This is a genomic window from Microbacterium sp. JB110 (assembly GCF_003335195.1).
Classification (GTDB): domain Bacteria; phylum Actinomycetota; class Actinomycetes; order Actinomycetales; family Microbacteriaceae; genus Microbacterium.
Window position 1 is genome coordinate 91,630 of the sequence record NZ_QPGM01000002.1, and the last position, 18,886, is coordinate 110,515.

Annotated in this window: 19 protein-coding genes and 1 tRNA gene; 9 read left to right on the forward strand and 11 right to left on the reverse strand. The window is 68.4% G+C overall.

Going from position 1 to position 18,886, the window contains the following annotated elements; translation table 11 throughout:
• Nucleotides 1–166: 166 nt before the first annotated feature.
• The 6 genes from eno (at nucleotide 167) to CIK77_RS03880 (ending at nucleotide 5,535) form a co-directional block, all read left to right on the forward strand.
• On the forward strand, nucleotides 167–1,447 hold the full coding sequence (eno, locus tag CIK77_RS03855) for a phosphopyruvate hydratase (RefSeq protein ID WP_087056150.1): 1,281 nt from the start codon (nucleotides 167–169) through the stop codon (nucleotides 1,445–1,447).
• Nucleotides 1,448–1,479: 32 nt separating this feature from the next.
• A complete protein-coding gene (locus CIK77_RS03860; RefSeq protein ID WP_087056151.1) occupies nucleotides 1,480–1,932 on the forward strand; it encodes a septum formation initiator family protein in 453 nt (150 codons plus the stop codon).
• A gap of 133 nt (nucleotides 1,933–2,065) precedes the next feature.
• Nucleotides 2,066–2,611 (forward strand): DUF501 domain-containing protein, encoded by a 546-nt coding sequence (locus CIK77_RS03865; RefSeq protein ID WP_087056152.1) that lies wholly within the window; start codon nucleotides 2,066–2,068, stop codon nucleotides 2,609–2,611.
• Nucleotides 2,608–3,927 carry a S8 family serine peptidase gene (locus CIK77_RS03870; RefSeq protein WP_087056153.1) on the forward strand — a complete coding sequence of 440 codons (1,320 nt, stop codon included), beginning with the start codon at nucleotides 2,608–2,610 and terminating at the stop codon, nucleotides 3,925–3,927. Before CIK77_RS03865 ends, CIK77_RS03870 begins: the two co-directional genes overlap by 4 nt.
• A gap of 15 nt (nucleotides 3,928–3,942) precedes the next feature.
• A complete protein-coding gene (locus tag CIK77_RS03875; RefSeq protein WP_087056154.1) occupies nucleotides 3,943–5,397 on the forward strand; it encodes an NAD(P)/FAD-dependent oxidoreductase in 1,455 nt (484 codons plus the stop codon).
• Nucleotides 5,398–5,458: 61 nt separating this feature from the next.
• Nucleotides 5,459–5,535: transfer RNA gene (locus CIK77_RS03880), tRNA-Leu, on the forward strand.
• Nucleotides 5,536–5,593: 58 nt separating this feature from the next.
• Here CIK77_RS03880 and CIK77_RS03885 read toward each other — a convergent pair.
• Nucleotides 5,594–6,211, reverse strand: a complete 618-nt coding sequence (locus tag CIK77_RS03885; protein WP_170934227.1) for a GyrI-like domain-containing protein — start codon at nucleotides 6,209–6,211, stop codon at nucleotides 5,594–5,596.
• Nucleotides 6,212–6,272: 61 nt separating this feature from the next.
• Between CIK77_RS03885 and CIK77_RS03890 the strand changes: the two genes are divergently transcribed.
• Nucleotides 6,273–7,298 carry a pseudouridine synthase gene (locus CIK77_RS03890; RefSeq protein ID WP_249268700.1) on the forward strand — a complete coding sequence of 342 codons (1,026 nt, stop codon included), beginning with the start codon at nucleotides 6,273–6,275 and terminating at the stop codon, nucleotides 7,296–7,298.
• 82 nt (nucleotides 7,299–7,380) lie between these two features.
• Here CIK77_RS03890 and CIK77_RS03895 read toward each other — a convergent pair whose 3' ends face one another.
• Complete coding sequence (locus CIK77_RS03895; protein WP_249268701.1) at nucleotides 7,381–7,911, reverse strand: GNAT family N-acetyltransferase; 531 nt, start codon at nucleotides 7,909–7,911, stop codon at nucleotides 7,381–7,383.
• Between the two features lie 97 nt (nucleotides 7,912–8,008).
• Between CIK77_RS03895 and CIK77_RS03900 the strand changes: the two genes are divergently transcribed.
• Together CIK77_RS03900 and CIK77_RS03905 are read left to right on the forward strand one after the other, a co-directional pair.
• On the forward strand, nucleotides 8,009–8,575 hold the full coding sequence (locus CIK77_RS03900; protein WP_087056157.1) for a LemA family protein: 567 nt from the start codon (nucleotides 8,009–8,011) through the stop codon (nucleotides 8,573–8,575).
• Between the two features lie 8 nt (nucleotides 8,576–8,583).
• On the forward strand, nucleotides 8,584–8,880 hold the full coding sequence (locus CIK77_RS03905; RefSeq protein WP_087056158.1) for a hypothetical protein: 297 nt from the start codon (nucleotides 8,584–8,586) through the stop codon (nucleotides 8,878–8,880).
• A 155-nt stretch (nucleotides 8,881–9,035) separates the two neighbouring features.
• Here CIK77_RS03905 and CIK77_RS03910 read toward each other — a convergent pair whose 3' ends face one another.
• The 9 genes from CIK77_RS03910 to CIK77_RS03945 all read right to left on the reverse strand — a co-directional run bounded on the left by CIK77_RS03910 (nucleotide 9,036) and on the right by CIK77_RS03945 (nucleotide 18,871).
• Entirely contained in the window at nucleotides 9,036–11,609 is a 2,574-nt protein-coding gene (locus CIK77_RS03910; protein ID WP_170934228.1) for a metallophosphoesterase, read from the reverse strand.
• Nucleotides 11,610–11,665: 56 nt separating this feature from the next.
• A complete protein-coding gene (locus CIK77_RS17590; RefSeq protein WP_087056160.1) occupies nucleotides 11,666–12,277 on the reverse strand; it encodes a hypothetical protein in 612 nt (203 codons plus the stop codon).
• A 214-nt stretch (nucleotides 12,278–12,491) separates the two neighbouring features.
• On the reverse strand, nucleotides 12,492–13,268 hold the full coding sequence (locus tag CIK77_RS03915; RefSeq protein ID WP_087056161.1) for an SDR family NAD(P)-dependent oxidoreductase: 777 nt from the start codon (nucleotides 13,266–13,268) through the stop codon (nucleotides 12,492–12,494).
• A complete protein-coding gene (locus CIK77_RS03920; protein ID WP_087056162.1) occupies nucleotides 13,268–13,738 on the reverse strand; it encodes an S-ribosylhomocysteine lyase in 471 nt (156 codons plus the stop codon). The genes CIK77_RS03915 and CIK77_RS03920 overlap by 1 nt, the downstream gene beginning before the upstream one ends.
• A 60-nt stretch (nucleotides 13,739–13,798) precedes the next feature.
• Nucleotides 13,799–14,953, reverse strand: coding sequence for an aminotransferase class I/II-fold pyridoxal phosphate-dependent enzyme (locus tag CIK77_RS03925; protein WP_087056163.1), 1,155 nt, complete (start codon nucleotides 14,951–14,953; stop codon nucleotides 13,799–13,801).
• A gap of 3 nt (nucleotides 14,954–14,956) precedes the next feature.
• Nucleotides 14,957–15,625 (reverse strand): methionine ABC transporter permease, encoded by a 669-nt coding sequence (locus tag CIK77_RS03930; RefSeq protein ID WP_087056164.1) that lies wholly within the window; start codon nucleotides 15,623–15,625, stop codon nucleotides 14,957–14,959.
• Nucleotides 15,622–16,671 (reverse strand): methionine ABC transporter ATP-binding protein, encoded by a 1,050-nt coding sequence (locus CIK77_RS03935; protein ID WP_087056165.1) that lies wholly within the window; start codon nucleotides 16,669–16,671, stop codon nucleotides 15,622–15,624. Before CIK77_RS03935 ends, CIK77_RS03930 begins: the two co-directional genes overlap by 4 nt.
• Nucleotides 16,668–17,519, reverse strand: a complete 852-nt coding sequence (locus CIK77_RS03940; protein ID WP_087056166.1) for a MetQ/NlpA family ABC transporter substrate-binding protein — start codon at nucleotides 17,517–17,519, stop codon at nucleotides 16,668–16,670. Before CIK77_RS03940 ends, CIK77_RS03935 begins: the two co-directional genes overlap by 4 nt.
• 65 nt (nucleotides 17,520–17,584) lie before the next feature.
• Nucleotides 17,585–18,871: a winged helix-turn-helix domain-containing protein gene (locus CIK77_RS03945; RefSeq protein WP_087056167.1), complete on the reverse strand. Its 1,287-nt coding sequence runs from the start codon at nucleotides 18,869–18,871 to the stop codon at nucleotides 17,585–17,587.
• Nucleotides 18,872–18,886: the final 15 nt, after the last annotated feature.

The window sequence follows — 18,886 nt, forward strand, 5'->3', positions numbered from 1 at the left end:
TCATGTCGGCCGGGTGAAGCGGATCGGAACGGACAGCGAGCGCTTCGCCGAAGGCGATCCGGATGCTGGATCGCAGGGGCGATCCGGATAGGCTGTGTGCGAGCCCGGTGCGGCGTGCGGACATTGCCGCGGTGCGGGACCAAGACCACTTCTGAAGGAGTCATCCGTGGCAGAAATCGAAGCTGTAGGCGCTCGCGAGATCCTCGACTCGCGCGGCAACCCGACCGTCGAGGTGGAGGTCCTCCTCGCCGACGGCATCGTGCAGCGCGCCGCTGTTCCGTCCGGCGCATCGACCGGTGCGTTCGAAGCGTACGAACTGCGCGACGGCGACAAGGGCCGTTACGGCGGGAAGGGCGTGTTGAAGGCCGTCGATGCCGTCCTCGACGAACTCGGCCCGGCTGTTGAGGGCCTCGATGCGAGCGACCAGCGCCTCGTCGACGCCACCTTGAACGAGACCGACGGCACCGAGAACAAGAAGCGCACGGGCGCCAACGCGATCCTCGGCGTCAGCCTCGCCGTCGCCAAGGCGGCAGCAGACAGCGCCGACCTTCCGCTGTTCCGCTACCTCGGCGGCCCCAACGCGCACGTGCTGCCCGTTCCCGCGCTGAACGTCATCAACGGCGGCGAGCACGCAGACAACGGCATTGAGATGCAGGAGTTCTTCCTCGTGCCGCACGGCGCCGAGACGTTCTCCGAGTCGCTCCGTTGGGGTGCGGAGACCTACCAGGTGCTCAAGAAGGAGCTGCTCGCCGGCGGCTTCGCGACGGGCCTCGGCGATGAGGGCGGTTTCGCCCCCGACCTGCCGAACAACCGCGAGGCACTCGACTTCCTGATGGCGTCGATCGAGAAGGCCGGCTTTACGCCGGGCAAGGACATCGCCGTCGGGCTCGACGTGGCCTCGACCGAGTTCTTCTCGGATGGGAAGTACCGCTTCGAGGGCAAGGACATGACGTCCGAGGAGCTCACGAAGTACTACGAGGAGCTCGTCGAGAACTACCCGCTCGTCACCATCGAGGACGCGCTCGCCGAAGACGACTGGGAGGGCTGGAGCGCCCTCACCGCCGCCATCGGCGACAAGGTGCAGCTCGTCGGCGACGACCTGTTCGTCACCAACCCCGAGCGCCTTGCCCGCGGCATCAAGGACGGCGTGGCCAACTCGCTGCTGGTGAAGGTCAACCAGATCGGCACCCTCACCGAGACCTTCGACGCCGTGTCGATGGCGCAGAACGCCGGCTACACCGCGATGATGTCGCACCGCTCGGGCGAGACCGAGGACACCACGATCGCCGACCTGTCCGTCGCCGTGAACTGCGGTCAGATCAAGTCGGGCGCGCCCGCTCGCAGCGACCGCGTCGCGAAGTACAATCAGCTTCTGCGGATCGAAGAGGAGCTCGGTGGCGCGGCGGTGTTCGCCGGTCGCGGCGCCTACCCGCGATTCACGGGCTGATCGCACGAAAGCACTGACGGAAGGGGGAGCGGATGAGCACATCGGCTCCCCCTTCCCGTTCGTCCGCACGCGAGTGGCTCGCCAGGCTCCGGCTGTCGGGCTTCACGATGATCATGCTCGCGCTCGTGGTGCTGGGCGCGCTCGTGCTGGTGCCGACCGTGTCGACCTACGTCGAACAGCGTCAGAAGATCGCCGCACTCGAGGAGTCGGTGCAGCTGACGCAGAGCGAGATCGACGCGCTCGAGGACGAACAGCAGCGCTGGGGCGACGAGGCGTACATCATGGCGCAGGCCCGCGAACGGCTGTACTACACCAAGCCGGGCGAGGTGCCGTACCTGATCGTGAACGACCTCGACGAGTCCGAGCAGCCGCAGGACGCAGAGCCCATCAGTGATGAGGTCGAGGAAGCCCGCAGCGATTGGGGCGGCCAGCTGCTGCGCTCCATCACCGAGGCCGGCCTGTCCGAGCGGGCCGCGGCCGAGTAGCGCGACAGCGACAGCGACGCGGGGTGATCGCGCACGCCGGCGCGACCTCGCGTCGTCTGGATGCTTCGGCATCGAGAACGGCGGCATCGGCGGGTTCAAGTCGTTTGTCAGCCGGTCTCGATACCCTGGGCGCGTGACGACTCCGCCTTTTGCTCCTGTGACGGCCGCCGACATCCGGGTCGTGTCCGAGCAGCTCGGGCGCGAGGCCCGAGGAGTCGTCGGCATCTCCGCGCGCTGCGTCTGCGGCAATCCGACTGTCGTCTCGACCGCACCGCGGCTCGAGAACGGCTCGCCCTTCCCCACCTTCTACTATCTGACCCATCCGGCGGCCACCGCCGAGATGTCCCGGCTCGAGGCCGGCCAGGTCATGGTCGAGATGAACCAGCACCTTGCAGAAGATGACGAGGCGAGGGCGCAGTACACAGCGGCGCACGAAGCGTTCTTGGCAGACCGCGCGCAGTTCGGCGAGGTCCCGGAGATCGACGGCATCTCTGCCGGTGGCATGCCGACGCGTGTGAAGTGCCTGCACGCACTCGCCGGTCACGCGCTCGCCGCGGGTCAGGGTGTGAACCCGCTCGGCGACGAGGCGCTGCGTCGCTCCGCGTGGTCGCCTGAGCGCTGCGAGTGCGTCGACCCCGGCGCCGCGCTGCGCGGCGAACCCGCGGGAGTCACCGGATGATCGCCGGCGCTGCCAGGCGTGCGAGCGCGGTGCTCGCCGGTGCGATCGCCGCCGTCGTTCTGCTCAGCGGCGCCGCGGTCGCGGAGGATCACAAGGACGAGGACGAAGAGCCGAAGGAAGACCCGGTCAGAGTGGCCGAGTACTGGCTGGACGAGTACGGCATCACCGACGCGTGGGAGACCACGCGCGGCGAGGGCACGACGATCGCCGTCATCGACACCGGCATCGGCACAGGCGCGGAGGAGATCGACGACGCGGTCTCGGCCGGAACCGACGTGTCGGGAAGCGGGTCGGACGACGGCCGCACTCCGGTCGGCGTGCTCAATCGCAACCACGGCACGCTCGTCGGCTCGATCGCCGCGGCTCGCGGCACGGGCGAGGACGAGGGATTCATCGGCGTCGCGCCGGAAGCTGACCTCCTGTCCATCTCGGTCGGCTTCGAGGCATCCGTCGCCGTTCCCTTCGTCGAGCAGGTGCCGGAGGCCATCCGGTGGGCCGTCGACCACGGCGCAGACGTGATCAACCTGTCCTGGACGACCAATACCCTCAGCTGGGACGAGTCGTGGGACGACGCGTTCCTCTATGCCTTCGACAACGACGCGGTCGTCGTGGTCGCGGCGGGCAACCGCAGCAGCGGCACGGAATCCGTCGGTGCGCCGGCGACGATTCCCGGTGTGCTGGTCGTCGGAGGCGTCGACCGCGAAGGCGACATCAGCAAAGACGCCTCGACGCAGGGCATCACGATCGGTGTCACCGGCCCCAGCGAGGAGCTGCTGGGTCTCGCTCCGGATGGCACGCTGATGCAGTGGGAGGGCACGAGCGGCGCGGCCCCGATCGTGGCGGGCATCGCCGCACTGGTGCGCTCGGCGCATCCGGAGCTCGATGCGAACAACGTCATCAATCGCATAGTGAAGACCACCAGCAGCGTCGACGGCGTCGACCTGCCTGATGCGGACTACGGCTACGGCATCGTCGACGCGGCGCGGGCCGTGGAGCGCGATGTGCCGGTCGTCGCAGAGAATCCGGTCGCGGAGACCACCCTCGAGGAGTGGATCCGGCTCTATCGACGCGCCGACACCGACGCGGAAACGCAGCCGGAGGTCGGCGACGTCGAGCTGCCTGCACTGCCGCCCGCTGAGCCCCCGACGGAGGCCGGATCGCCGTGGCTGCCGACGCCGGAGTCGCTCCGCGAGGGCACGCTGCCGATCGTTGCGCTCAGCGGCGCTGGTATCCTGATTGCGCTCGGCCTCGTTGCTGTCGTCCGACGCACTCGTTCTGCGCGCTCTGAGAGCCGCACGCCCAGCACATCCGATTGAAGGAGTTCCTCACTCGTGCCCAAGATTCTTATCGTCGGCGGCGGTTACGCCGGCTTCTACACCGCGTGGAAGCTCGAGAAGCACCTGCGCAAGGGCGAGGCGGAGATCGTCGTAGTCGACCCGCTGCCGTACCTGACCTACCTGCCGTTCCTGCCCGAGGTCGCGGCCGGATCGATCGAGCCGCGCCACACGGTCGTCTCGCACCGTCGTCACCTCAAGCGCACGAAGGTGATCAACGCCAAGGTCACCGGCATCGACCACGACAGCAGAGTCGCCACGATCTCGCCGAACGGTGGCGAGGAGTACGACTTCGAGTACGACCACATCGTCGTCACCGCCGGGTCGGTGTCGCGCACGTTCCCGATCCCGGGCATCGCGGACAACGCGATCGGGCTGAAGTCGATCGAGGAGGCGATCGCCGTGCGTGATCGCCTGATCGCGAACTTCGAGCAGGCGGCGTCGCTCCCCAAGGACAGCGAGCTGCGCAAGCGGCTGCTGACCGTTGTCGTCGTCGGCGGCGGGTTCGCCGGGATCGAGACGTTCGGCGAGCTGCGCTCGGCGGCCTCGGCACTGCTGAACAAGTTCCCGGAGATCACGTTCGAGGAGACTCACTTCCATCTCATCGAGGCGATGGGCCGGATCATGCCGGAGGTGTCGCTTCCGACGAGCGAGTGGGTGCTGAAGGATCTCGCCAAGCGCGGTGCCTACGTGCACCTCGACACCCAGGTCGCCGACGCGACCGACGGCGTCGTGAAGACGAACACGGGCGAGGAATACCCCAGCGACCTCATCATCTGGACCGCAGGTGTGATGGCGAATCCGCAGGTCGTGGGCGGCAGCGATCTGCCCCGTGAGCCGCGCGGTCGCATCACGACGCAGGCCGACCTGCGCGTGGTCGACGCCGACGGCGATCTCATCGAGGGCGCGTGGGCCGCCGGCGACGTGGCGGCTGTGCCGGACAAGACCGGCGGTCTGCCCGACGGCACCTGCGTGCCGAACGCCCAGCACGCGGTGCGTCAGGCCAAGCGCCTCGCGAAGAACCTCGTCGCCGTGCTGCGCGGCGAGGACACTGTCGAGTACTTCCACAAGAACCTCGGCGCGGTCGCGGGTCTCGGCCTCGGCACCGGTGTGTTCCAGTCGGGCAAGATCGCGCTGAAGGGCTTCCTCGCCTGGGTGGCGCACCGCGGCTACCACGGCCTGGCGATGCCCACGTGGGAGCGCAAGTGGCGCGTGCTGTGGGGCTGGTGGCACAACCTCTTCCTGGGGCGCGACCAGGTGCAGCTGCAGACGTCGCAGAACCCGCGCGGGTTCTTCGAGGAGTTCGCCTCGCGGCCCAAGCCCAAGGTCGAGGAGTCGAAGCCGGCACCGGTCGAGCCGAAGCCCGAGCCGGAGGCAGAGAAGACCGACGCCTCCCCGGCGGAGACGGATGCTGAGAACGTCGACGCTGAGAAGGCAGAAGCAGCGAAGTAGCGCTCGTCTCATGCGCCGAGGGCGCCCCACCCGATACCGTGGTGGGGCGCCCTCGGCGCATCCCCCCATAGCCCAACCGGCAGAGGCAGCCGACTTAAAATCGGCCCAGTGTGGGTTCGAACCCCACTGGGGGGACCAACAGCCCTCGGAATCACACCGGCGTGCGGGCAGGGCGCCGGGCCACGGAGGGGCGGCGTCAGGCGCGCGTCACCGGCTGACGGAGCAGTGTGCGCATCCGGTGAGGTGAGACTCGGCGAACGTCGCTGAAGTACACCTCATGGTGGGTTCCGCGCATCCGGAGTCCGTTCGCTGGGATGAACTCGTCGTGCATGCGCTCCAAGACGGGCCCTTCGTCATCGAAGGGACCGATGTGCAGGGTCTGCACGCAGCTTCCCTCGGACAGCGTCTCGATGCGGATCTCGTGCAGCTGTGCAGGGGGATCGCTGCGCCCGACGAGTTCCATAGTCGCGTCGACCATCTCCGTGCCGATCCAGTCGGGGATCATCAGCATCATGGTCCAGTGCCACCGGGTCTTGTCTCGCGCGGTCGTGAACGCGCGCATATCGTCGGCCCACCACAGCCCTTCCAAGGGCGGCACGACGTAGTCTCGGCCGTCCGCCTTGCTGGCGAACTTCAGCCTGTAGGCGACCGGATAGAGCGCCGCGAGGGCGTCGGCGTACTCCGACGACGAATTGGGGTCGCCGTGGCCGTCGATCGCCAGGTATCGCCTGTCGGGAACCTCGACCACACGGAACGCCCCGCGCGGCGCGCTGTAGGCGTCGAGCGTCTTCTTGAAGTCGATCTTGTCGGCCACGATGCGACCAGGGTAGGGCATCCGGATGTCCGTCAGCGGGCGCCGGTAGGCTCTTGTTCTCGTGAGGCTTCGGGGAATGCGGGTGCTGCCGCCGCGAGACGGCATCTCTGCGGCGCGCCTGCGGGCGCCGGGCGGGCGGGAGACGCACGCCGCAGCGGATGATGCGGTGCCGGCGACGATCCGGGACTGGCTCGAGAAAGTCGTGATCCCGCGGACACTCGGGCGGGAGCAGGCCTTCGACGACCGGACGTGGGAACCGGAGTTCTTCACGAGCGATGACGGTTCGCTCACCACTGCGTTCGGCGAACGGGTGTCGCTCGACGACCCCGTCACGCCGGGCGGCTTCTACTTCTTCCACAAGCCGTACCCGCCGGAGCCTCGTGTACCGTTCGAGATCGACATCCGGCATGAGGATGCCGACCTGCTCGTCGTCGACAAACCGCACTTCCTCGCTTCGACACCGAACGGCCGGTTCGTGCGCGAGAGCGTCGTCACCCGGCTGCGGGCGGAGCGCGGGGAGGACGACATCGTCGCGATCCACCGGCTCGACCGCGTCACCGCGGGGCTGCTCGTGCTCTCCCGGCGCCCGGCGACGCGCGGCCGGTATCAGATGCTGTTCCAGGAGCGTCGGATCCGCAAGACGTATCGGGCGCTGGCGTGGCTGCCGGACGAGTGGCGCTCAGGCGATCCGCTTCCTCTCGGCCTCGAGGTCGGAGGCGCGGCCGGCGACATCCGGAACCGACTGCTCAAGACCGACGGCGTGCGCGCCGTGCGCGTCGTCGAAGGGCAGCCGAACGCGCACACGTCCATCCGGCTCGATCGCATCGACGAGCACGAGGGGCGTCCGATGGGGGAGTTCACGCTCACCCCGCACACCGGTAAGACTCACCAGCTGCGCGTGCATATGAACGCGCTCGGGATGCCGCTGCTCGGCGACCCGGTCTACCCCGTCGATGAGGGGCCAGACGGCTACGACTTCACACACGCTCTGCAGCTGCTCGCGGACCACCTCGAGTTCGACGACCCCATCACCGCAGCGCCGCGTACCTTCACCTCGGCGCTCTCCCTCGACGCTGCCGCGTCCTGAGTGGGTCCAAACCTTCATTTCTGGCACATCTCCGGGTGGGCACACCACCGGAGATGTGCCAGAAATGAAGAGATCGGGCGGATCAGAGGAGCTTGCGCAGCTCTTCGAAGGCGAGGTCGGCGCGGCGGGGGACGCCGAAGCGTTCGTCGCCGTAGGGGAACGGGCTGGTGACGCCGGTGCGGTCGTAGCCGCGGCGCTCATACCAGGCGATGAGGTCGCTCCTCGCGCTGATCACGGTCATGCGCTGCTCGTCCAAGCGCCACGAGCGGGCGACGCGCTCCGCCTCGGCCAGGAGCGCGCGACCGATGCCGCCTGACTGCGCGACGGGGGAGACGGCGAACATGCCGAAGTAGGCGTGGTCGCCGCGGTTCTCGATGTGGCAGCAGGCGAGCGCGGCATCACCGAGACAGGCGAGCACGATGCGCGAGACATCCGGATCTCCGGATACGAGCGGGACGACCTCGCGGGCATCCGTGCGCTGGCCGTCGAGCAGATGTGCCTCGGTCGTCCATCCGGCGCGGCTCTCCTCGCCCCGGTACGCCGATTGCACGAGGTCGACGATCCGGTCCACGTCTGAGGGATTCGCCGTGCGGAACATGAGTTCGTCGGTCACATTGACACGGTACCGGGTGATGACGACGGGAAGATCTTCACGGTTCGCGTCATGCTTGTGCTCGTACACTGGGAACAGCAATCGAGGGGGTTTTCACATGGAGTGGCTCATTCCGGTCGGGATCGTCGTTGTCCTGCTGGTCGCTGTCGGCATCTATCTGTGGGCGACGTACAACTCGCTCGTGCAACTGGGTGTTCGCGTCGACGAAGCGTGGAGCGGCATCACGGTGCAGCTCAAGCGCCGTGCCGATCTCGTTCCGAACCTGATCGAGACGGTCAAGGGATACGCGTCCCATGAGAAGGCCGTGTTCGAGAACGTCACGCGAGCGCGCGCGGAGACCCTGCAGGCGACGTCGCCGCGCTCCGCCGGGGCTGCGGAGGGGCATCTGGAACAGGCGCTGAAGAGCCTGTTCGCCGTCGCCGAAGCGTATCCGCAGCTGCAGGCGAGTCAGAACTACCTCGAGCTGCAGAAGGATCTCGTCGACACGGAGGACAAGATCCAGGCATCGCGCCGGTTCTACAACGGCGGCGTGCGGGATTTGAACACGAAGATCAAGGTGTTCCCCAACAACATGTTCGCCCGCGGGCTCGGCTTCACCGAGCGCGAGTTCTTCGAAGTCATCGACGGCGCGGCGATCTCGGAGCCGCCGCGCGTGCAGTTCTAGCCGAGGCGATGTCCGACGGCGAAGTGCTGCTGTGCTGTCTCCTCTGGGCCCACGAAGGGCGGGTCCAGGAGCTGACCGCGTATGAGGACGCCGTGCTCGCGCTGATCCCTGAGCACGACGGAGAGGTCATCCGGCGCGCGCAGAGCGATGGGGCGGACGGTCATCCGCACGAGGTGCAGCTGTACCGCTTCGCGTCGCAGGAGGCGCTCGAGGGGTACCTGGCGGATCCTCGTCGCTCGGAGCGCATTGCGGAGCGCGACCAGGCGATCAGGGTGACGGAGCTGTTCCCGGTTCGCTTCCTCTGACGCTGCGTTCGCGCGTTTCAGGCGGCGACGCTCGCGAGATGCGCACTCTTTGCGCGGAAAGCGCGCCAGCTCGGCGCATCTCGGCGAAAAGTGCGCATCTCGGCAGCTGGGTGTGGGGGTGCGGCTTCCCGGGGACGGACGCCGCACCCCCACTGTCAGGACTGCTGGTCAGCGCGGCGGCGCAGGCGCAGAGCGGCGCCGACGCCGAGTGCCACCAGCCCGGATGCGAGCACGAGCCAGACGAGGGTCGTCAGGCCCGTCGCCGGCAGCATGTCGCCGTCGGTCGCGGCCTCGTCGTCGTCCGTGGTCGCACCATCCGTCGCGGCGTCGTCGCCGGTTGGGCTGTCGCCGGCGCCGTCGGTGCCCGCATCAGTTGCTGTCCCGTCGGTTTCGCCGTCGGTGCCGCCGTCCGTCGCCCCGTCGGTGCCGCCGTCCGTTGCACCGTCGGTCCCGTCGGAGGAATCGTCTGGCTCGATCGCGAACTGCACAGCGACCGCGGTGCCGTCGCGGGAGCCGATGCTCGGCACCGCCGACAGCTCGTACGCACCGGCCTCCGCGATGGCGGAGTCGAGCTGCAGGTTCCACGTGCCGTCGTCCGACACGGTCGTCGACCCGAGCACGGTCTCGGACGATGCGGCGGACGTCGAGACGGCCGCCACGGCACCGGCTGCGGCGTCGTCGACGATGCGCACCTCGGTTCCGGGGCGTCCGGCACCCTCGAGCTCGGTCAGCTGCGTACCGGCGGGCAGGTCGCCAGACGGCGCACCGGTGACGGAGAAGTCGCCGTCGATGTCGATCCGGTTGTACAGGAACTGGCTCGAATCGATGGCGTGGTCGACGATGCGGGTCTCACCCACGCAGCCGTTCCATCCGTTGGAGGCCTCGTCATAGTTGAACACCGTGCCGATCACCCACGGATACCCCGGTGCGTACGTCATGCCGTCGAGCTGGGTGGCGTTGCGCAGCACGGGCACGCCGTCGACGTACATCGTCGTGGTGTGCGCCTCGGCGTCGTTCACCGCGGCCACGTGATACCAGTTGCCCGTCATGATCTCGCCCGACCAGAGCGAACCGGTGTTGGTCCACGGGGTGCCGTTCGTGGTCGCCCACTGGAACTCCTTGAGGTTCGACACCGAGAAGAACGCCGGGCCCATCTCGTAGTCGTACCGTTCCCAGGCAACGGGAAGAGCCGATCGCCGTCCGGTGCGCGAGAGCCAACCGCCCCACTGGTTGTCTTCGACGGTCCAATTGTCCGCGAGGTAGACGAACGACTCGACCGTGTACCCCTCGTCGAAGGAGGCGTGGGTCACCGGCGCCTCGTACTCCGTGGTCAGGTAATTCAGCTTGCCGGTGTTCCGTGAGCTGTCGGCGAAGCAGACGGCTCCGGCATCCGCCGAGAGGTTCGAAGCGTCGCCGTGCGTGATCGTGACGTCCTCTACCTCGGCCGGTGCGTTGATCTGGTCGACCGGAAGCCGGTACATCGGGTTGTCGCCGGTCTCGTCGGTGATCTCCGCGTTCTCCGGGAGCACGCCCTCGTCCTGGTCGCCGAAGCGCCAGTGCGCGAGTGTTCCCGGAACCTCGACGTAGTCGCCGCGACTGCCGGCAGTGACCGCTTCGGTGCCGCCGTCGCCGCCCTCCCAGCCCTCGCTGACGATCTCCTTCGCACGCTCGGAGAGGTCGCCGTAGGCGCCGTCACCAGGACCGAACTCGGTGGCGAAGGAGAACCGCTCCGAGAAGTCGATCTCGAGCGAGAAATCGGCTTCCGGCGTCGACACGACGGGGGTATCGGACGGAGTGAGCGTCTCGGGATCCTTCTGCGTCACCCAGGGCGAAATGGTCGCGAAGTCGATGCGGTCGTTCGCGAGGTCGAATTCCATCATGCCCATGATCCCGTTCCCGCCGTCCGCGGCCATCTGGGAGTCGAGCAGGATCTGGTGCACATCGTGCCCGGCGTCGTTGGTCACCACGCGCCGGGTCTGGCCGTGGGAGTGGCCGTTGAGCGTGACGAAGATCTGGTCGTTCGACCGGATGAGGTCTTCCCACATCTCCTGGCCGAATTCGGTGTCCGCTGCGTCGCCCGTCTCCTTGTCGATGTCGATGATCGAGTGCGAGGTGAGGGCGGTCGGAAGCGTCGGGTGCGCGTCGAGCACCGACTGCGCCCACTCCCAGGTGCCCGGCTCGGCGTTCCAGCCGATGGCGAGCACGAGGAACTCCTGCCCCTCGGCGGAGAAGACGTGCGCATTCGAGTAGCCATTCTGGTGCGACGAGACGAGCGTGTCGCTGGAGAGCCGGTCGGCGGAGAAGTGCGACAGGTAGTTCTGCGCGTTTCCCTCTGAGCTGCGCGCGCTCCAGTCGGCGACATCATGGTTGCCAGGCAGCACCGAGTAGTCCATGCCTGCCTCGTCGAGCACGCTCATCGCTCGGTCGCCGGCCTCCCATTCGCCTGACACCCATTCCTGGTCGACGACGTCACCGAGATGGGTCGTGAACCGGATGTTCAGTTCGTCTGCGTTGTCGGCGAGCCAGTTCGTCTGGACCTCGAACGGATCGGTCCCGTACCGGGGGAAGAACTGATCGGCCGAGTACCGCGAGTAGAACTGCGTATCAGGCAGCACCGCGAGTGTGAAGCGCGATGCCGTGTCTTCGGCAGCCTCGGCCGTCGGCGCTGTGACGGGTACAGCGAGCGCGCCGGCGGTCACTGCCGCGCCGACGACCGCGGTCAGCCTCACCGCGGCGGATCTGCGAGCGGAACGGGAAGGGACAGACGTGTTCGGTTGCTGCGCGCTCACTGCTCCGGCCCCCAGACCTCGAGCTCGGCGAGCTGCATCCAGGACCCGTCTGACTTGTTCTCGAACACGGCGCGGAACCCGGTCGCCGTGACGGCGTCGAACTCCGCCGTGAGTGCGAGCCGTTCGCCCTCGTTCGTCAGCGTTCCGACCGAGGTGTCCTCCCACCCGCCGCGCATGTTCCGCCACTGGAAGGTGACGGCGCCGACGTTGTCCGCCTCGGCCGGCTCGTAGAGCGCGGCGCCGTCGACGGCGGTCGGGCGCTCGAAGTAGTAGGCCACCCAGTTCGGGTTGACCCGGTTCTCCGCGCCGCCGGAGCGCCAGTCGCCGAAGCCCTCGACGTCGCGATCGCCATCGGTGAGACCCGTCAGGTCTTCCGACCCGGAGAGTCGCCACGAGCGCGCGCCCGTGGTCTGAAGCACGTTCACCCCGCTCAGTTCCGCAGCGCTTGCGACCGGTTCGGTCTGCGCGTGCGCGGAGTCGGTCGCGTCGTCAGCCGGTGCCGCCGCAGCCGGCTCGCCGCCTGTCGGGGTTCCCAGGCCCACCGCGACGAGGGAGAGGCCGAGTGCGGCCGCTCCCCACGCGCGGAGGGAACCAGTGGTCACAGTCATGTCGCTCCTCGGAGTTCATCGATCGCTGTGCCGAAGCCGCGTCCGCGCACGGCAGAGCACTGTGCGCGGGCCAGCGTCGGCCGGAAGATCGCCGCGTCGGCTCGGGGCGCCTGAACGCGGCGATCTGCAGGCTACGAGGGGCGGATGAACGTCCGAGTGTGCTGCCGGACACCGTTCGGCCACCGAGGTGAACAGTGGCCGAACGATCGATATCTCAGTGCATCGTCATGCCGCCAGTGACGTTGATCCCCTGTCCCGTCATATAGGAGGCGAGGTCGCTGGCGAGGAAGAGTGCGACGCCTGCGACGTCTTCCGCGGTGCCGGTGCGGCCCAGCGGCACCTGCGAGGAGTCCTCCGCCTCGATGTCGGCCGCGCTGAGTCCGCGCAGCTCGGCGCCCTCGACCCGCTCGCGGTGCTTCATGGCCGTCTCGATGATGCCCGGGCAGATCGCGTTGACGAGGACGCCCTGCGGCGCCAGCTCGACCGCCATGGTCTTCGTCAGCCCCATCACGGCGTGCTTCGACGCGACATAGCTGGTCATCGCGCGGTAGCCGTTCTTCCCCGCCTGCGAGGCGAGCAGGACGATCCGGCCGGGCCTGCCGGTCTCGACCAGCTGCTGGGCGACAGCGCGCGCCACCAGGAACGAGCCCGTGGCGTTCACGTCGATCGTCTTCTGCCAGTCGGCGTACGTCGCCTCGACGGCGAAGTCCATCGTCGAGATGCCCGCGGCGTGCACGACGGCATCCACGGGCCCGACCGCGACGGCGATCGCGCTCACCGCGGAAGCCACCGCGGCTTCGTCGGTCACATCCAGTCGAACCCGCCACAGGCGCTCGCCCGCGGGCTCCGGCTCGACGGACGCGAACGCGAGGTCGGCCGAGACGACCCGCGACCCCTGATCGAGGAACGCGGCCGCGGTCGCGGCGCCGATTCCGCTGGCGGCTCCGGTGACCAGGACGACCTGACCGGCGAGTTCGGGGAAAGAGGCCATCAGACCACTCGCGAGAAGGCGTCGCGGCTGATTCCCTGGGCGACGATCCTCGCGGCCCACTCGCGCGCGCCGTGCAGGCTGTGGTCTCGGTAGTTGCCGCACTCGACGGCGCTGACACCCGGCACGTCCTTCCACGTCGCCTTCTCGGCGATGAACTGCAGCGCCGCAGTCAGCGCCGAGGCCACGTCACCGACGCTCGGCTCGCCCCACACGATGAGGTGGAACCCGGTGCGGCATCCGAACGGCGAGCAGTCGATCACGCCGTCGAGGTGATCGCGCAGAAGGCTCGCGAGCAGATGCTCGATGGTGTGCAGCGCACCGGTGGGAATGTCGCTCTCGTTCGGCTGGGTCAGCCGCAGGTCGAAGTTGCTGATGGTGTCACCAGCCTGGCCGTGCTCGGCGGCGATGCGACGCACGTACGGGGCGTGCACCGCGGTGTGATCGAGCGCGAAGCTCTCGACATCTGCCATGGGTCTCTCCTCAGAACAGCGGGCCGGCATCCGGATGCGGCCCGGACGAACAGGTACGGGTTACGGGGTGCTCAGGGCGGGGAAGCGCTCGATCGCCCGCAGCAGCGTCTCCTCATCATGCACGAGGCTGAGGCGCACGAAGCCGGCGCCTCCCGTGCCGAAGCCGCTGCCGCTGGCGACGGCGACGCCGTGCGAAGCGAGCAGCTCCTGCGCGAACGCGATGTCGTCGTCGCCGACGCGCAGCCAGATGAAGAAGGTCCCCTCCATCGGGCGCACGCTCCATCCGGATGACCGCAGCGCGTTCACGACGATGTCGCGGCGGCGGCGATACACGTCGATGAGCCGTCTCGCGGGCTCCTGATCGCCCGCGAGGGCCGCCGTGGCCGCGTCGTGCATCGCGCCGAACACGGAGCTGTACGCCGATTCCTGATAGGCGCGCATCGCGGCGATGATCGACGGGTTCCCCACGGCGTATCCGATGCGCCATCCGGCCATGTTGTACGTCTTCGAGAGGGTCGAGATCTCGACTGTGCGCTCGAAGGAGCCGTCGACGGCCAGCGCCGACAGCGGCGGGCCGTCGAAGCCGATCGAGCCGTAGGCGAAATCGTGCAGGAACGCCGCACCGAGGCGTTCGGACACCGTCAGCGCCGTCTCGAACGTCTCCGCATCGGCGACTGCGCCCGTCGGATTGTGCGGGTAGTTGAGCAGCATCGCCGCCGCGCGATCCGCGCCCACCCTGGCCGGATCGGGCGCGTAGCCCCGTTCAGCGTCGAGCCCGATCGTCGCGACCTCGGCACCGGCGAGAGAGGCGGCTTCGCGGTACGCGGGGTAGCCGGGGTCGGGCACCACGAGCGTGTCCCCCGGATTCACGAGCGCGAGCACCGCTGACATGAAGCCCTCCAACGAGCCGTGGAAGACGGCGACATGTCTGGCGGGGTCGACCTCGACGCCGTGATCGGCCAGGTAGCGTGCGGCGATCGCGTCGCCGAGATCGGGCAGCGCCTGGAAGGGGCCGTACCGGTGATGCGCCGGGTCGGCGACCGCCAGCTGCGCCGCGCGCACGATGTGATCCGGCGTCGGCAGATCCGGATTGCCCTTCGACAGATCGATCACATCGGTGCCGGCGGCGCGGGCGGAGGCGATGCGGCGATCGAGGTCGGCGAAGAAGTTGCCAGGCAGATCGGTCACGCGGCCAGCGGGGGAGAAGGCGGCCACGCGTCAGCGCCTCCGCACCCGTCGGGCCAGCGAGTTGCCGAGCCACTGCACGAGCTGCACGATGACGATCAGCGTGATGACCGTGACGAGCATCGCGACGCCGTCGAAGCGCTGGTAGCCGTACGAGATGGCGAGGTCGCCGATACCGCCGGCGCCGACCGTGCCGGCCATCGCTGTGGCGTCGATGAGGCCGATCGATGCGGTCGTGAGCGCCAGGATCAGAGAGCCGCGGGCCTCAGGCAGCAGGAACCGGATGAAGATCTGCCACGGCGTCGCACCCATCGAGCGTGCCGCTTCGATGACGCCCGCCGGCACCTCGAGCAGCGAGTTCTCGACAAGCCGTCCGATGAATGGCGCGATCATGATCGTCAACGGCACGATCGCAGCCGTCGTGCCGATCGATGTGCCCACCAGCAGCCGCGTGAACGGCAGGATCGCGACCAGCAGAATGATGAACGGCAGCGAGCGCACCAGGTTCACCACCGTGTTCACCACGAGGTAGACGGGGCGGTTCGGCAGGATGCCGCCGCGGCGGGTGAGCACGACGGTTGTGCCGAGCAGAAGGCCCAGCACGGAGCCGATGGCGAGCGCGACACCCGCCATGTACAGCGTGGCGGCGAGCTCCTGAAGGAACTGCTCTGTCGTGATCAGCGTGATCCGGTCGTCGTTCATGCCGCCACCTCCGTCACCGAGACGACCTCGTTCTCCAGGTAGGATCGCGCGGCGGAGATCCGCTCGGCGTCGCCCTCGAGCTGGATGACCATCTGCCCGACCGTGTGTCGCTGCACCTCGGTCATATCGGCGTGCAGAATGTTCACGCCCACGCCGATCTCGGCGATCAGGGTCGAGATGATCGGTGCGGTGACCTGATCGTCGAGCAGGAGCAGCTGCAGCAGGTTGCGCTGATCGAGCCGGTCGCTCACGCGCTCCGGCAGCTCGTTCGGGATCACGGTGCCGACGAATGCGCGCGAGACCGCGTGGCGGGGGTGCACGAACACGTCGAGAACGCTGCCGCGCTCGACGACACGGCCGGCCGACATCACGGCGACCTCCTCGCAGAGGTCCTTGATGACGTCCATCTCGTGCGTGACGACGACGATCGTCGTCCCGAAGTCCGCGTTGATGCGCCGGAGCAGGTCGATGATCTGCGTCGTCGTGGTCGGATCGAGGGCACTGGTCGCCTCGTCGCACAGCAGCACGCGAGGCCGCCGGATGATCGCCCTGGCGATGCCGACGCGCTGCTTCTGCCCGCCGGAGAGATCGGCAGGGTGCGCATCGGCCTTGTTCGCGAGGCCGACGAATTCGAGCACCTCATCGGCACGCCGCACCGCCTCGGCGCGCTTGACGCCGTCGAGCCGCAGCGGCATCGCGACGTTGTCGCGCACCGTGATGGTCTGCAGCAGCTCGAACTGCTGGAAGATCATGCCTGTCTGCTTCTGCGCCTGGCGGAGCGTGCCGCCGACCAACGACGCGATGTCGACCCCGTCGACGGTGACGGTGCCCGAGGTGGGGGCCTCGAGGCCGTTGATCATCCGGATCAGAGTGCTCTTGCCTGCACCGCTGTGGCCGATCACGCCGAAAATGCGGCCGCGGGCGATCTCCAGCGAGACGTCGTCAACGGCGGCCGCCGCGGCCTCTCCCGTGCCGAACACGCGAGAGGCCGCGGCGAATTCGACGATGGCCTCTGAAGGCTCGTCGTCGCGGGGGGACAGCGTCATTCTGCGGCTGCCTGCAGATCAGCCGGGATGGTGTAGCCGTCGTACTGCGGGTCGCCGGCGATGTACTCGGCGAACTCGGGCGACGTGAATGCGTCCTTCAGTGCCTGTGCCCACGGGGTGTCGAGGTTCTTCTCATCGACCGAGACGCCGACGGTGAACTCCTCGCCGAGGTCTTCGAGCGCGAGGGCGGCGGTCAGGTCGAGACCGCCCGAGATGATGAAGTTGCCCTGGATCGCCGAGAAATCGACGTCGGAGAGCGACGAGACCTGCTGTGCGTTCTCCATCGGGACGAGCTCGATGCCCGCGACGTTCTCCGTGATGTCCGCAGGCGACGCAGTGGCCGCGTCGATCGAGTCGCTGAGCTCGACCCAGCCGACCTTCTCCAGGACGTTGAGCGCGCGGTACATGTTCGCCGGCTCGTTCGGAACGGCGACGGTGGACCCCTCGGCGACGTCGTCGAGCGACGAGGCGGCACCGCCGAACAATCCCATCGGAGCCGTCGGCACGAGCACGAGGATGCGGTTGCTCAGCCCCTCCTGCTCGTTGATCGAGTTCTGGTAGGTCTCGTGCTGCATGATGATGGCGTCGACCTCGCCCTGACCCAGAGCGGCGTTCGTCGTGATCCCGTCTGTGAAATCGATCGACTCGGTGGCGAAGCCCTCTTCCTCGAGCAGCGGCACGATGCCGCCCTCGAAGTATTCGCGGTACGGCCCGGGGTTGAAGCCCACGCTGATATTCGTCTTGTCGTCGCTCGGAGCGTCGTCGTCGCTCGACGCGCCGCACGCCGTGGCGGTGATGGCGATGCCTGCGATGGCGGCCGTGGCAAGGATTCGGGCGGGGATGCGCATGGGGACTCCTGAAGGTCTGGAACCCTCCGAAGATAGCTATGGCGATAGTGCGTGTCGAATTCGTGTTACGCCCTGAGTCGCGGCCGGTCGCTGACCTGCTGCCCGACGCTGGCTGCGCGCGGGGGGTCATGGCGATCCGCTCGGCCCAGCGCTGCGGCCAGCTCGTCGGTCGCGTCGCCCCATGTCGACACGGATACTGTCTCCAGACCCTGCCAGTCGGCGGCAAGACGGAGCTCGTCCGCGATGCGCTCGGCGTCCCCCGCCCGGGCGCTGGGTTCCCACCATGCCGACTGCACGAGCAGACGCGAGCCTGAGCGATCGGCCTTGAGATCGATGCGCGCCGCGATGCGATCGTCGACGAGCACCGGCAGCGAGTAGTACCCGTAGCGACGCTGCGCCGCGGGCACGTAGATCTCGATCCGGTAGTCGAGGCCGAAGGTGCGCAGGGCGCGGCTGCGGAACCAGACCACGGGATCGAAGGGAGTCAGAAGGGCGGTGCGCTCGATGCGCCTCGGCACGACGGCATCGCGGTGCAGCCACGCGGACTGCGCGCGCCCCGAACGCTCCCATTCCGGCACGCGCACCGGAGTCAGCTCGCCCGACGCGACGAGGTCGTCGACCGCGGGCGCCACCTCTCGTGCGCGCAGCCGGTAGTAGTCGGCGAGATCTGCGGTGGTGGCCACGCCGTACGCCTGTGCCGCCCGCCGCGTCAGCTCCCGGATCGCGTCCGGCGGCGTCATCTCCCGGTGCAGATGCTCGGGCGGCACGACGTGCTCGGCGAGTGCGTATCGGCGCTCGAAACCGCGCCTTCCGGCGATCGCCACTTCGCCGGTGAGCCACATCACCTCCAGGCCGTGCTTCACATCGTCCCAGTCCCACCACGGCCCCCGGCGCCCGCGCTCCGATTCGGGGTCGATCTCGGCCGGGCGCAGCGGGCCTCGCGCCGCCAGTTCGTCGCGGAGACGATCGAGCACGGCGGCGTGCGCGTGCGCCCATCCTCCCGGCGATCCGAAGCGCTGGCGGAAGTGCTCCATCCGGAACTGCCACATCGGCCAGTCCTCGACAGGCACGAACGCCGCTTCGTGCGCGCGGTATTCGACGTAGCGACCGCCGGAGGACAGCACGAGCCGGTCGAGCCGATCGCGGTCGTACGGGCCGAATCTCGAGAAATGCGGCATGTAGTGCGTGCGGGAGAACACGTTCACGGAATCGATCTGCAGCGCGCCCATGCGCTCGAGACCCGCGTGCAGCCGGCGCACGCCGACGCTCGCCGGCCGTGCGCCGGAGAACCCCTGGGCACCGAGTGCGATCCGTCGTGCTTGAGCCGCGCTGAGCGTCTGTATCGTCGCCATGCTCCCACGCTACTC